This is a genomic window from Paraburkholderia kirstenboschensis (assembly GCF_032806925.1).
Classification (GTDB): Bacteria; Pseudomonadota; Gammaproteobacteria; order Burkholderiales; family Burkholderiaceae; genus Paraburkholderia; species Paraburkholderia kirstenboschensis.
In genome coordinates this window covers 1,687,841-1,701,158 of the sequence record NZ_CP136512.1, presented here as the reverse complement: position 1 = coordinate 1,701,158, position 13,318 = coordinate 1,687,841, and the positions used below count along the sequence as shown (strand labels likewise).

The window sequence follows — 13,318 nt, the reverse complement described above, 5'->3', positions numbered from 1 at the left end:
CTATACTTTGAAGCTTACCTTTTTGGATTTCGGGTGCGTCCAAGCGCCCGTTTCAGCCCACCAGACATGCTCGTTCTCGGCATCGAAAGCTCCTGCGACGAAACCGGCCTCGCGCTCTACGACACCGAGCGCGGCCTCCTCGCGCACGCGCTGCATTCGCAGATCGCAATGCATCGGGAGTACGGCGGCGTGGTGCCCGAGCTGGCATCCCGCGACCATATCCGGCGCGCGCTGCCCTTGCTCGAAGAGGTCATGGAGCGCGCGGGCACGGCGCGCGGCGACATCGACGCGATCGCCTACACGCAAGGGCCGGGGCTCGCGGGCGCGCTGCTGGTGGGCGCGAGCGTCGCCAACTCGCTCGCCATGGCTTGGGACAAGCCGACCATCGGCATTCATCACCTTGAAGGGCATTTGCTGTCGCCCTTGCTGGTCGACGAGCCGCCGCCGTTTCCATTCGTCGCGTTGCTGGTGTCCGGTGGCCATACGCAATTGATGCGCGTGACAGACGTAGGCGTCTATGAAACGCTGGGGGAAACGCTCGACGACGCTGCGGGCGAAGCCTTCGACAAAACCGCCAAGCTTCTCGGCCTCGGCTATCCCGGCGGGCCGGAGGTGTCACGAATGGCCGAATTCGGCACGCCAGGCGCGGTGGTGCTGCCGCGCCCCATGCTGCATTCCGGCGATCTGGACTTCAGCTTCAGCGGCCTTAAAACGGCCGTGCTTACGCACGCAAAAAAGCTCGGCGGCGCGAATATCTGCGAGCAGGCGAAAGCGGATCTGGCGCGCGGCTTCGTGGACGCTGCCGTCGAAGTGCTGGCAACAAAGTCGCTCGCCGCGCTCAAGCGCACGAAGCTCAACCGTCTGGTCGTGGCGGGTGGCGTGGGTGCGAACCGGCAGTTGCGCGAGGCACTTTCGGCCGCCGCGCAAAAGCGCAACTTTTATGTGCATTACCCGGACCTGTCGCTGTGCACGGACAACGGTGCAATGATTGCGCTCGCAGGCGCGTTGCGGCTGCAACGCTGGCCGGATCAGTCGGGCAAGGACTACGCGTTTACGGTCAAACCGCGCTGGGATCTGACGTCGCTCGCACGCTGAACGCTTCGCGAACCGCGCGTTACGCCGAGAAAAAAGCCGCTCGTTAGAGCGGCTTTTTTGTTGCAATCAAGAATTCAAGGCGACGGAGGCGACGCGTCAACCCAACCGCTTATCGCGCTCGATCACGGCATACGCGCTGTGATTATGAATCGACTCGAAGTTCTCAGCTTCCAGCACGTATGCGACGATCCGCTCATCCGCGTTCAGACGCTGTGCGACGTCGCGCACCAGGTCCTCGACGAACTTCGGTTTTTCATACGCGCGCTCAGTCACGAATTTTTCGTCCGGACGCTTGAGCAAGCCCCACAGTTCGCACGACGCCTCTTCCTCGGCGATACGGATCAAATCTTCCACCGCGACCTCGCCCGCCAGTTCCGCGTTGATCGTCACGTGCGAGCGCTGGTTATGCGCGCCGTACTGGGAGATTTTCTTCGAACACGGACAAAGGCTCGTGACCGGCACGAGCACCTTCAGGAACAGACGGGTCTCGCCGTTACGCGTGTCGCCGGTCAGCGTCACTTCGTAATCGAGCAGGCTCTGCACGCCGGACACCGGCGCCGTCTTGTTCACGAAGTAAGGGAACGACACTTCGATGCGGCCCGCCTCGGCCTCGAGTTTCGTAAGCATCGCGGCGAGCATCTTGCGGAACGTAGCCGGTTCTAGCGGCGCCTTGTTCTCTTCGAGCAATGCGACGAAGCGCGACATATGCGTGCCCTTTTGCTCTGCGGGCAAATGCACGTCCAGGTTCCACGTGCCGATGGTCGGTTGCGCCTCACCGCTTTGTGCGCGGACCGTCAGTGGATGGCGCACCGCCTTGACGCCGACCCGCTGAATCGGAATCTGGCGGGTATCGGGCGTGCTTTGCACGTCTGGCATCACGAAGGCGGGGTTCATCTGATTCATGTTCTTGTCCTTTCAGGAAGACGCCGACCCGCCGCAGGCGTGCAGCTCCGCAGACATCCCCGCCCCGGGAGCAACTTCCCTGCGGTTGAGGCTAGCCCATGACGGGCTTTTGCGGAGCGGCGGGTTCGGGAGTCCTCAGCGGCCGCGCGGAGCAGAAACCGCAACGGCAAACGCCGGCCCCTGCCGGCGTTCGATGATGAGCCACGCACGGGCCCATCGACTCAGGTTAGAGGCTCCTATTGCCACCATGGCAGGCGACGGCGCAATACGCGGTGCGGGGCTTTGCGGCTTCGGCACGCTCAATCGACACACTCAATCGTGCTGCTCGATCAACCCGCCTTAAGCGACACGCTTGACCGACGACTGGCCTGCCACGGCACCGCTCGACAAAAAGCGTTCGCGAATCGACTTCGCGATGCCCGTGGCGTCGAGGCCGCACGCGGCGAGCAGCTTGGCCGGATCTCCGTGATCGATGAAGCGGTCAGGCAGGCCCAATTGTAGTACCGGCCGCATGACCCCACTCTCGAGCAGGGCTTCGACGCATGCCGAGCCCGCACCGCCCATCACGCAGCCTTCTTCGACGGTGACGATAGCGTCATGCGTTTCGGCGAGTTGACGCACGAGGTCGGCGTCGAGCGGCTTCACGAAACGCATGTTGGCCACGGTGGCGTCGAGTTGCTCGGCAGCTGCCAGAGACGGCGCGACCATCGTGCCGAACGCCAGAATCGCGATGCGCTTGCCCGCGGGTTGCGACGTTTCGCGGCGCACCTCCCCCTTGCCGACAGGCAGCGCCGCCATTTGCTTGACGGTGGCCACGCCGGTGCCCGCGCCGCGCGGGTAACGCACGGCCGTCGGACACGACTGCTGCAGCGCCGTGTACAGCATCTGCCGGCATTCGTTTTCGTCGGACGCGACCATCACCATCATGTTCGGGATGCAGCGCATGAACGCGAGGTCGTAAGCGCCCGCGTGCGTCGCCCCGTCCGCGCCGACCAGACCCGCGCGGTCGATCGCGAACACGACCGGCAGATTTTGCAGCGCGACGTCGTGAATCAATTGATCGTAAGCGCGTTGCAGGAACGTCGAGTAGATCGCGACGACAGGCTTCATGCCCTCGGCGGCGAGACCGCCAGCGAAGGTGACCGCGTGCTGCTCGGCGATACCCACGTCGAAGTAGCGGTCCGGGAAGCGTTTCTCGAACTCCACCATGCCGGAGCCTTCGCGCATGGCCGGCGTGATGCCGATCACGCGCGCATCCAGTTCCGCAGCGTCGCAAAGCCACTCGCCGAACACCTGGGTGTAGGTTTTCTTCGACGGCGCGACAGCCGGCTTGATGCCTTCAGCCGGATTGAACTTGCCCGGGCCGTGATACAGCACCGGATCAGCCTCGGCGAGCTTGTAGCCCTGGCCCTTCTTGGTGACCACGTGCAGGAATTGCGGACCGCGCAGTTCCTTGATGTTTTGCAGCGTGGGGATCAGCGAATCGAGATCGTGACCGTCGATCGGGCCGATATAGTTAAAGCCGAATTCCTCGAACAGCGTGGCCGGCACGATCATGCCCTTCGCGTGCTCTTCGAGCTTGCGGGCCAGATCGAGCATGGGCGGCGCGACGCGCAGCACGCGCTCGACGCCCGCACGCGCCGCGGCGTAAAAGCGGCCCGACATGAGACGCGCGAGATGGCGATTGAGCGCGCCGACCGGCGGCGAAATCGACATGTCGTTGTCGTTCAGGATGACGAGCAGGGGCACGTCGTCTTCGACGCCGCCATTGTTCAATGCCTCGAAGGCCATGCCCGCCGTCATTGCGCCGTCGCCGATCACGGCGATGCCCATGCGGTTATCGCCCTGCAGCTTGCTAGCGACCGCCATGCCGAGTGCCGCCGAAATCGACGTGCTCGAATGCGCGGTGCCGAACGTGTCGTACTCGGACTCGTCGCGTTTCGGGAAACCGGAGATGCCGCCCAACTGGCGCAGCGTGTGCATTCTGTCGCGGCGGCCCGTCAGAATCTTGTGCGGATACGTCTGATGGCCGACGTCCCACACAATGCGGTCGCGCGGCGTGTCGAACACATAATGCAGAGCAATGGTCAACTCGACCGTGCCGAGGTTGGACGAAAGATGGCCGCCCGTCTGCGACACGCTGTCGAGCACAAAGGCGCGCAACTCGTCGGCAAGCGGTTGCAATTGGCGGCGATCGAGGCGGCGCAAGGCTGCCGGGTCGTCGATGGTTTTCAGCAAGTCGTACATCGTCGTTCCATTGTAGGAAAACTTACGCGCCCGCACTTCATACATGCGCCTTGTGGGGACGGCGCGCGGCGGCGGGCTTTCGCGTTCAGCTGACCCGGTTCACCACCAGATCTGCCAATTCGGCAAGGCGCTGCGCGCGCGCACCGAACGGCGCCAGCGCGGCGTGCGCGTCGCTGCGCAACTGCGCTGCGAGCGAACGCGATGCGTCGAGCCCAATAATCGACACGTAGGTCGGCTTGCCGTCCTTCGCGTCTTTACCTGCTGTCTTGCCGAGCGTCGCGGAGTCGGTCGTGACGTCGAGAATATCGTCGACGACCTGAAACGCGAGGCCGACCGCGGCCGAGTATGCGTCGAGCGAACGCATTGCGTTCGCGTCCGGCGCTTCACCCGCCAGCGCGCCCATGCGCACCGCTGCGCGCAGCAACGCGCCGGTCTTCATGCGGTGCATGGTTTCGAGTTGCGTGCGCGTGAGCGTGTGACCGACGCTAGCAAGGTCGATTGCCTGACCGCCGCACATGCCGATGGAACCGCTAGCAAGAGCCAGTTCGCGGACGAGCGCCGCCTGCTGCGCGGGCGCCAGAACCTCGGAAGTCAACGCGACGAACGCCTGCGACTGCAACGCGTCGCCGACCAGCAGTGCCGTAGCTTCGTCATATTTGACGTGTACCGTGGGTTTGCCGCGGCGCAGGGCGTCGTCGTCCATGCAGGGCATGTCGTCGTGCACGAGCGAGTACACGTGGATCATTTCCAGCGCCGCCGCTGCCGCATCCAGGCACTCGGCGCGCGCGCCGGTCAACTCGCCTGCTGCATGGCACAGCAGCGGGCGAACCCGCTTTCCGCCGCCCAGCACCGCGTAGCGCATCGCCTCGTGCAGCTTTGCGGGCTCCGTTGTTTCAGCCGGCAGGTAGTGTTCGAGTGCCGTTTCGACGCGCTCGAGCACCGAGCGCGTCCATTGTTCGAATGTCATAGGTCGTCCCCGCTTTCAGTAGCGGCTGTTCCTGCGGTATTCACGGGCAGTGGCTTGAGCGTCTCGCCGTCGAGCACGCGCACCTGCTGCTCGACTTTCTCGAGCTGCTGCTGGCAAAACGCCACCAGAGCCGCGCCGCGCCGATAGGCGGAGAGCGACTCTTCGAGGCTGAGATTGCCGCTTTCCATGCGCGCAACGAGCCCTTCCAGTTCTGCCTGCGCCGCCTCGTAATTCTCAGGCAGCGACGTGCTGTCGACGCCTTCGGCCGGCGCCGCAGCAGTATCGTTCGACGCGGTCTTCGCCATGAATAGTCGCAAAATTAAAACAAGTCGGACATTCTACGGCAAAAGAGACAAATCCGACTCGCCAGCCGACCTTCAGGCCGCCCGTACGCCCCTCGCCGCTCTGTCAGTCTCGCAGAAAAAAAACTATTGGTCTGCGGCGAAAAGGCCGAACTTTCTCGACATTTTTGACCCAAATCAGTGACTTAACTGTCCCAGGAAGGGGGAAACAGGTATAATCTCGGGCTCCCTAAATCGAATCTTCGATGGTTGGGTTGTTCACTGCTTTCACGTCTTCATCGGGAGTGGGAATGTCCAATCTGAGCAATGCATTGCAGTTGCGGTCTGTTCACAGCCAACTGCCAGTCACGGCTTACTTTGACGAAGCGCTTCTAACGCGCGAAATCGAAACCCTTTTCAAGAAAGGTCCCCGTTACGTCGGGCACGATCTCATGGTGCCGGAAGTGGGGAATTATTTTGCCTTGCCCAGCGAGAGCGAGGGGCGGGTGCTCGTTCGTAACCAGCAGTCGCAAGTGGAACTGCTGTCGAACGTGTGCCGCCACCGGCAAGCCATCATGCTCAACGGCCGCGGCCAGGCGGAGAACATCGTCTGCCCGCTGCATCGCTGGACGTACGATCTGAACGGCCAGCTTCTAGGCGCTCCTCATTTTGCGGACAATCCTTGCCTGAATCTCGGCGCCACGCCGCTGCAGAACTGGCAAGGGCTGCTATTCGAAGCGCAGGGCCGCAACGTCGCACGCGATCTGGCCAGCCTCGGCACGAAACAGCACTTCGACTTCTCGGGCTTCATGTTCGACCATGTCGAAGTGCACGAGTGCAACTACAACTGGAAGACCTTCATCGAGGTCTATCTGGAGGACTACCACGTCGCGCCGTTCCATCCGGGCCTCGGCAGCTTCGTCAATTGCGACGACCTCACGTGGGAATTCGGCGAGTGGTATAGCGTGCAAACGGTCGGCGTCCACAAGGACCTCGAGCAGCCGGGCAGTCCTACCTACCGCAAATGGCACGACGAAGTGCTGCGTTTTCGCGGCGGCAATCCGCCGGAGTTCGGCGCGATCTGGATGGTGTACTACCCCGGCATCATGATCGAATGGTATCCGCACGTGCTGGTCGTATCATGGCTGATTCCGCGCGGACCGCAGAAAACCACCAACGTGGTCGAGTTTTATTACCCTGAGGAAATCGCGCTGTTCGAGCGTGAGTTCGTCGAAGCGGAGCGCGCTGCCTATATGGAAACGGCTCGCGAAGACGACGAAATCGCCGAACGCATGGACGCAGGTCGCCGCGCGCTAATGGAGCGTGGCGAGTCACAAGTGGGCCCGTACCAGAGTCCAATGGAAGACGGCATGCAGCACTTCCACGAGTTCCTGCGGCGCGAGTTGGGCACGATCTGACTGCAGCCTCGCTGCAACTCACTCGCGTTTGCATCAACGCATGGAAAGACGGGCTTCGGCCCGTCTTTTTTTGTTTAGACTAACGAGGTAGCCCGGCCATCCGGTCGCGTCACGAGACCGCCGGCAACGGAGCCGCCATCGCCCGCATCGAGGAGACATCATGCCCCACACTCACTACACCACTTTGATCTCCGCGACGAATCTCGCCGAACGACTCGCCGAGGCGCCGGGCAGCGTGTTCGTCATCGACTGCCGCTTCGACCTGGCCGACCCGGAAGCCGGTGAAAAAGCCTATCTCGCGGGACACCTGCCCGGCGCGCATTATCTGCATCTGGACCGCGATCTGTCCGGGCCGAAGAACGGCGCGAACGGGCGTCACCCGTTGCCCGACCGTGCGCGGCTCGTCGAAACGCTCGAATCGCGCGGGTTGAAGCAAGGCCAGCAAGTCGTCGCCTATGACGCGCAAGGCGGCATGTACGCGGCGCGCGCCTGGTGGCTGCTGCGCTGGCTCGGCCACGACGCGGTGGCGCTGCTCGACGGCGGGCTGCAGGCGTGGGAAGCCGCCGGCCAGCCGTTGACGCAAGACGTGCCGCCGCAAAACACCGGCGACTTCAAAGCTGGCGCCCCGCTTTCCGTCACCGTCGACGCGAACATGGTCGAGCGCAATCTCGGTTCCAAAGAGCGCGTGGTGGTCGACGCACGCTCGGCCGATCGCTATCGCGGCGAGAACGAGACGCTGGATGCCGTTGGCGGTCATATTCCGGGCGCGCTCAATCGCTTCTTCAAGGACAACCTGACGGCTGACGGCCGCTTCAAGCCGGCTCACACCCTGCGCGGCGAGTTCACCGCGCTACTAGGCGATACGCCGCCGGAACATGTCGTCCTGCAATGCGGCTCGGGGGTGACGGCCTGCGTCAATGCGCTGGCGATGGAAGTCGCCGGTCTGCACGGGGCAGCGCTCTACCCGGGCTCCTGGAGCGAATGGAGTTCTGATCCCAAGCGGCCCGTCGCAACCGGCCCGAATCCCTAAGCGAAGCAAAGCGCCGCCAGGAAAGCAGAAGGCCGTTGCCGCTCACAAGCGGCAACGGCCTTTTTATGCGTTGCATGCGGGGGAACGCGGCAGCCCGAACGAGTTGCAGCGGCAAGTTCACGCGCGAAGCCAAAGCCGCACATGCGAAGCTCAAAGGCGGGAGTTCAAACTTCAAACCACTCCATGCTGCTTGAGCCAAACCAGCGTCCGACGCCAGCCGTCTTCCGCGTCGGCCTTCTTGTAGCTCGGCCGGTAGTCCGCGAAAAACGCGTGGCCTGCATCGTCGTACACAACGAATTGCGAACCGCGCGCTACCTGCGGCCCTTGGGCAATCGCCTGCTTCATCTGCTCGAGCGAATCCTGCGGAATGCTCTGGTCCTGCAAGCCGTAGAAACCGAGCACCGGCGCATGAAGATCCGCCACGCGGTCGAGCGGATTCGTGGGCGTAGTTGCCGTTCGATCGCCGGTAACGCGCCCATACCACACGGCCGCCGCCTTGAGCCGCGGATTATGCTCGGCGTACAGCCACGCGATGCGGCCGCCCCAACAGAAGCCCGTCACGCCCAGCCGGTTCAGATCGCCGCCGTGCCCGCCGGCCCACGCGACCGTCACGTCGAGATCGGCCAGCGCCTGTTCGTCCGGCACTTTGTTCAAGATCTGCTGACTGATTTGCTGGATGCTCGGAAGCGCCATCGGATCGCCTTCGCGGACGAACAGATCTGGCGCGATAGCCAGATAGCCGAGCTTGGCGAAACGCCGGCACACGTCGGCGATATGCTCGTGCACGCCGAACGCCTCATGAATGACGATGATCACCGGCAGATGCGTCTTGCCCTTCGGCTGCGCGCGGTAGGCCGGCACGAGCGTGCCGCCTGAACGCACGGCGATCTCGCCGGCTTCCAGACCTTCGCTGTCGGTATGGATAGTTTGCGCCGACACCGGCAACACGGCGGCAGCAAAGCCGGTGCCGATCGCGGCCTTGATGAAAGTACGTCGGTTGAAGGGAACGTGCGGGACCAGGCTGTCGACATCGGGATTCAGCATGCGGGCGCTCCTCGTTGAACGGTGGAGGCAACAGGATACGCCTCGCGCGCGTCCTGTTGCAGATGCAACCTCTCTGTAAGGCGCGCCGTCAGTGCAGCTTGACCCGCGGTAAGGTCGTGCGCCGCAGCCAGTGCGCGAAGGTGTCGAGCACCATTCGAGCGTAGCCGTGTAGCGCGGCAATGTGCAGCCGGTACAGCGACATGTACATGAAGCGCGCGAACAGTCCTTCGATCAGCATATTGCCGCCAATCACGCCGCCCATCAGATTGCCGACCGCGCTGAAGTGTCCGAGCGAGACCAGCGACCCGAAGTCGCGATAGGTGAATTCCGGCAGCGGCCTGTTTTCAAGCCGCGCGGCGAGCGCCTTCAGCAGAAAACTCGCCTGCTGATGCGCGGCCTGCGCGCGCGGCGGCACGTTCCTCTCGTTACCGGGCCACGGGCAAGCAGCGCAATCGCCGAGCGCGAAGACGTTGTCGTCGATCTCGGTTTGCAGCGTGCGGCGCACGTTGAGCTGACCGAGCCGGTTGACCGGCAAGCCGTCGAGCTGGCTCAAAATAGCCGGCGCCTTGATGCCTGCCGCCCACACCGTCAGATCAGCACGCACTGTTTTTCCGCTCGCGGTGCGGATGATGCCGGGCGCCACCTCGGCCACGGTCTCGCTCGTCATAAGCTTTACGCCGAGCTTGGTGAGCAGCTCGGCGGTGGCCGTCGATACACGTTCCTGCAGAGCCGGCAAAATGCGCGGCCCTGCTTCGATCAACACAATGCCCACGTCGTGCCGCGGATCGAGTTTGTGCAGACCATACGCGGACAACACCTGCGCCGTATTGCGCAACTCCGCCGAGAGTTCGACGCCCGTCGCGCCGCCTCCGACAATCGCCACCTGAATGCGCGGCTCGGAAGAAGGCGAAGTGCCCACTCCGGATTCGACCGGCTCATGCGCCTGATGCTCGGCCCGCATGCAAGCCGCGATAAGGCGCTTGCGAAAGCGCTCGGCCTGACTGACGGTGTCGAGTGCCAGAGAGAACTCGGGCGCGCCTTTCACGCCGAAGAACGCCGTCGTACTGCCGATCGCGATGACCAGCGTGTCGTACTCGAGCTGGCGTTCGGGCAGGAGTTCGGCGCCGTCGTCGTCGACTACGGTGCCGAGCGTGAGACGCCGGTTCGCGCGGTCGAGGCCCGTCAGCTCGCCCTGCTGAAACTCGAAGCCATGCCAGCGCGCTTGCGCGGCATATTCGAGTTCCTGCGTGAACGGGTCCATACTGCCGGCCGCCACTTCATGCAGCAGCGGCTTCCAGATGTGGGTCGGATTGCGGTCGACGAGCGTGACCTGCGCCCGCGTACCGGCTTTGTTCTTGTGACCATAGCGATCGCCCAAGCGAGTTGCCAGCTCCAGTCCTCCTGCGCCTCCGCCAACGACGATAAACCGATGCATTGAACTCTCCGTATTTGCCGATGGGTTGTGCGTCGTGATCGCGCGCGAGAGGCACGCGTCTTTACCGATTGTCCGCGAGCAGCACGGTTTGTCACAAGCCGCCAATACGCATATGTGACATGCACACGACGATATCGCGCGCCGTCACACAGGCGTCAATGTGCTTCCTCCCAGTTGAGTCCCGCGCCCACTTCGGCGACCAGCGGGACTTTCAGCGCGGCGACACCGCACATCAACTCGGGCAGACGCTGGCGCACTTCGGACAGTTCGGCGTCCGGCACTTCGAGGATCAGTTCGTCGTGGACCTGCATGATCATGCGCGTGCCGATCTTCGATTGTTCGATCCACTTCTGCACCGCGATCATCGACAACTTGATCAGATCGGCGGCCGTGCCTTGCATTGGCGCATTGATGGCCGCGCGCTCCGCGGCCTGGCGACGCGGACCATTGCCGCCGTTGATCTCCGGCAGCCATAGCCGGCGGCCGAACACCGTTTCGACATAACCCTTCGCCTTCGCACTCAAACGCGTCTCGTCCATATAGCGAGCGACGCCCGGATAGCGCGCGAAGTAGCGGTCGATATAGAGCTTCGCGGCGTCGCGCGTAATGCCCAGGTTCGACGCGAGGCCGAACGAACTCATGCCATAGATCAGACCGAAGTTGATGACCTTCGCGACGCGCCGCTGATCGTTCGACACTTCGAGCGGCGTCACGCTGAAAATCTCGGACGCAGTCGCGCGGTGAATGTCTTCTCCTTGCGAGAACGCGCGCAGCAACGATTCGTCGCCGGAAATGTGCGCCATGATGCGCAGTTCGATTTGCGAGTAATCCGCCGAGACGAGCTTGTGCCCCGGCGGCGCAATGAAGGCCTCGCGAATACGGCGGCCTTCGCCGGTGCGCACGGGAATGTTCTGCAGGTTCGGATCGTTCGACGCAAGGCGCCCCGTGACCGCAACGGCCTGTGCGTAATTTGTGTGCACGCGACCGGTTGTTGCGTTGACCATGCGCGGCAGCTTGTCGGTGTAGGTCGACTTAAGCTTCGACAAACCGCGGTGTTCCAGCAGGATTTTGGGCAGCGGATAATCTTCGGCCAGCTTCTGAAGTACTTCTTCGTCGGTGGACGGCGCGCCGCTCGGCGTCTTCTTCACGACTGGCAATTCGAGTCTCTCGAAGAAGATCTGACCGATCTGCTTCGGCGAGCCGAGATTGAATTCGCCGCCGGCGAGCACATACGCCTCGCTCTCCAACTGAATCAGACGCGCGGCGATTTCGCTGCTTTGCTGACGCAATTTTTCCGCGTCGATCAAAACGCCGGTACGCTCCATCTTGCGCAATACGCGCGACGTGGGCACTTCGATGTCGCGATAGACATGCTGCAGCGCCTGCTCCGCAGCAAGCTGCGGGTACAGCGCCTGATGCAGACGCAATGTAACGTCGGCGTCTTCCGCGGCGTATTCGGCGGCTTTGTCCAGTGCGACTTCGTCGAAACCGATTTGTTGGGCACCCTTGCCCGCGACGTCTTCGTACTTGATCGTCTTGATGCCGAGATGGCGCAACGCCAGGTTGTCCATGTCATGCGGACGATGCGATTCGAGCACATACGATTGCAGCAGCGTGTCATGTTCGACGCCGTGCATCTCGATGCCGTAATTGGCCAGCACCTGCTCGTCGTACTTCAGATGCTGACCGACCTTCTTGTGCTCCGCGCTTTCGAGCCACGGCTTGAGCCTTGAAAGCACTTCGTCGCGCGGCAGTTGCAAGGGCGCGTCGGGTCCGCGATGCGCGAGCGGCACATAAGCGGCATGGCCCGCTTCTACCGACAAAGACAGACCCACGATTTGCGCGATCATCGGATCGAGCGACGTGGTTTCGGTGTCGAACGAAGTCAGCTCCGCAGCGTTGACTTTTTGCAGCCACGCATCGAACTGTTCCCACGTTTGCACGGTTTCGTAGTGGCGCTCGTGATCGACGCTAAGCGCGGGCGGCACGTCGGTTTCCGGCCCTTCCACCGCATCGGCAATTTCGACCTCACGCAGCCAGGTCTTGAACCCGTGGCGCGTAAAGACATCGCGCAATTCTTCGCGCGATTCGGGCCGGCTCTGCAAATTCTCCTCGATCGACGTGAGATGCCCGGTCAGATCGCAATGACGCTCCACGGTGACGAGCTTGCGCGCCATCGGCAGAAAATCCAGAGCACGTCGCAGATTGTCTCCTACCGCACCTTTAATCTCGTCTGCATGTGCGACGATGCCATCTAGCGACTCAAATTGCGACAGCCATTTGAGCGCGGTTTTCGGCCCGCATTTTTCGACGCCGGGCACGTTGTCGACGGTATCGCCGATCAACGACAGGTAGTCGACTATGCGCTCCGGGGGGACGCCGAACTTCGCAAGAACGCCGGCGCGGTCGAGTTTTTCGTTGGTCATCGTATTGATGAGGGTGACATGATCCGACACGAGCTGCGCCAGATCCTTGTCCCCGGTCGACACGATCACGTTCATGCCACGCTTTTCCGCTTCGGTGGAAAGCGTGCCGATCACGTCGTCGGCTTCCACGCCGTCGATCATCAGAAGCGGCCAGCCGAGCGCGCGCACGGCCACATGAATTGGCTCGATTTGCCGCGAGAGATCGTCCGGCATGGAGGGACGATTCGCCTTATAGTCCGGATACCAGTCGTCGCGAAACGTTTTGCCCTTGGCGTCGAACACGCACGCGCTATACTCTGCTGTGACTTCCTTGCGCATGCGCCGCAGCATGCTGATCATCCCGTAGAGCGCACCTGTGGGACCACCATCGGGCCCGCGCAGATCAGGCATCGCATGGTAGGCCCGGTACAGATAACTCGAACCGTCGACCAATAGCAGGGTCTTACCTTCAAGGCTTCGTTCTTCAGGCATT

At 62.7% G+C, this 13,318-nt stretch carries 10 protein-coding genes; 3 read left to right on the top strand and 7 right to left on the bottom strand.

Annotation, left to right across the window (positions count from 1 at the left end):
- Positions 1-66: 66 nt before the first annotated feature.
- On the top strand, positions 67-1,095 hold the full coding sequence (tsaD, locus tag RW095_RS16420) for a tRNA (adenosine(37)-N6)-threonylcarbamoyltransferase complex transferase subunit TsaD (protein ID WP_317016980.1): 1,029 nt from the start codon (positions 67-69) through the stop codon (positions 1,093-1,095).
- 96 nt (positions 1,096-1,191) lie between these two features.
- On the opposite strand, the gene folE2 is transcribed toward tsaD, so the two are convergent.
- From folE2 to RW095_RS16400, 4 genes are all read right to left on the bottom strand, one after another.
- A complete protein-coding gene (gene folE2, locus RW095_RS16415) occupies positions 1,192-1,998 on the bottom strand; it encodes a GTP cyclohydrolase FolE2 (protein ID WP_317016978.1) in 807 nt (268 codons plus the stop codon).
- 339 nt (positions 1,999-2,337) lie between these two features.
- Positions 2,338-4,245, bottom strand: coding sequence for a 1-deoxy-D-xylulose-5-phosphate synthase (gene dxs / locus RW095_RS16410; protein WP_128597953.1), 1,908 nt, complete (start codon positions 4,243-4,245; stop codon positions 2,338-2,340).
- A gap of 85 nt (positions 4,246-4,330) precedes the next feature.
- Entirely contained in the window at positions 4,331-5,212 is an 882-nt protein-coding gene (locus RW095_RS16405) for a polyprenyl synthetase family protein (protein ID WP_201703382.1), read from the bottom strand.
- Positions 5,209-5,517 carry an exodeoxyribonuclease VII small subunit gene (locus RW095_RS16400; RefSeq protein WP_317016976.1) on the bottom strand — a complete coding sequence of 103 codons (309 nt, stop codon included), beginning with the start codon at positions 5,515-5,517 and terminating at the stop codon, positions 5,209-5,211. Before RW095_RS16400 ends, RW095_RS16405 begins: the two co-directional genes overlap by 4 nt.
- A gap of 287 nt (positions 5,518-5,804) precedes the next feature.
- Between RW095_RS16400 and RW095_RS16395 the strand changes: the two genes are divergently transcribed.
- Positions 5,805-6,911: an aromatic ring-hydroxylating oxygenase subunit alpha gene (locus RW095_RS16395; RefSeq protein ID WP_317016974.1), complete on the top strand. Its 1,107-nt coding sequence runs from the start codon at positions 5,805-5,807 to the stop codon at positions 6,909-6,911.
- Positions 6,912-7,071: 160 nt separating this feature from the next.
- The gene (locus RW095_RS16390) at positions 7,072-7,941 is read left to right on the top strand and encodes a sulfurtransferase (RefSeq protein ID WP_317016973.1); all 870 of its coding nucleotides are present in this window, start codon (positions 7,072-7,074) and stop codon (positions 7,939-7,941) included.
- Positions 7,942-8,112: 171 nt separating this feature from the next.
- Here RW095_RS16390 and RW095_RS16385 read toward each other — a convergent pair whose 3' ends face one another.
- The 3 genes from RW095_RS16385 to polA all read right to left on the bottom strand — a co-directional run bounded on the left by RW095_RS16385 (position 8,113) and on the right by polA (position 13,317).
- Positions 8,113-8,985: a dienelactone hydrolase family protein gene (locus RW095_RS16385; protein ID WP_317016971.1), complete on the bottom strand. Its 873-nt coding sequence runs from the start codon at positions 8,983-8,985 to the stop codon at positions 8,113-8,115.
- 88 nt (positions 8,986-9,073) lie between these two features.
- Positions 9,074-10,420, bottom strand: coding sequence for an NAD(P)/FAD-dependent oxidoreductase (locus RW095_RS16380; protein ID WP_128585769.1), 1,347 nt, complete (start codon positions 10,418-10,420; stop codon positions 9,074-9,076).
- Between the two features lie 155 nt (positions 10,421-10,575).
- Positions 10,576-13,317 carry a DNA polymerase I gene (gene polA, locus RW095_RS16375; RefSeq protein WP_317016969.1) on the bottom strand — a complete coding sequence of 914 codons (2,742 nt, stop codon included), beginning with the start codon at positions 13,315-13,317 and terminating at the stop codon, positions 10,576-10,578.
- Position 13,318: the final 1 nt, after the last annotated feature.

Excerpts from the sequence above, each read along its gene's own strand:
- polA (WP_317016969.1), bottom strand. The coding sequence starts at position 13,317 with ATGCCTGAAGAACGAAGCCTTGAAGGTAAGACCCTGCTATTGGTCGAC.
- RW095_RS16395 (WP_317016974.1), top strand. The coding sequence starts at position 5,805 with ATGTCCAATCTGAGCAATGCATTGCAGTTGCGGTCTGTTCACAGCCAA.
- RW095_RS16390 (WP_317016973.1), top strand. The coding sequence starts at position 7,072 with ATGCCCCACACTCACTACACCACTTTGATCTCCGCGACGAATCTCGCC.
- RW095_RS16405 (WP_201703382.1), bottom strand. The coding sequence starts at position 5,212 with ATGACATTCGAACAATGGACGCGCTCGGTGCTCGAGCGCGTCGAAACG.
- RW095_RS16385 (WP_317016971.1), bottom strand. The coding sequence starts at position 8,985 with ATGCTGAATCCCGATGTCGACAGCCTGGTCCCGCACGTTCCCTTCAAC.
- dxs (WP_128597953.1), bottom strand. The coding sequence starts at position 4,245 with ATGTACGACTTGCTGAAAACCATCGACGACCCGGCAGCCTTGCGCCGC.
- tsaD (WP_317016980.1), top strand. The coding sequence starts at position 67 with ATGCTCGTTCTCGGCATCGAAAGCTCCTGCGACGAAACCGGCCTCGCG.
- folE2 (WP_317016978.1), bottom strand. The coding sequence starts at position 1,998 with ATGAATCAGATGAACCCCGCCTTCGTGATGCCAGACGTGCAAAGCACG.
- RW095_RS16380 (WP_128585769.1), bottom strand. The coding sequence starts at position 10,420 with ATGCATCGGTTTATCGTCGTTGGCGGAGGCGCAGGAGGACTGGAGCTG.
- RW095_RS16400 (WP_317016976.1), bottom strand. The coding sequence starts at position 5,517 with ATGGCGAAGACCGCGTCGAACGATACTGCTGCGGCGCCGGCCGAAGGC.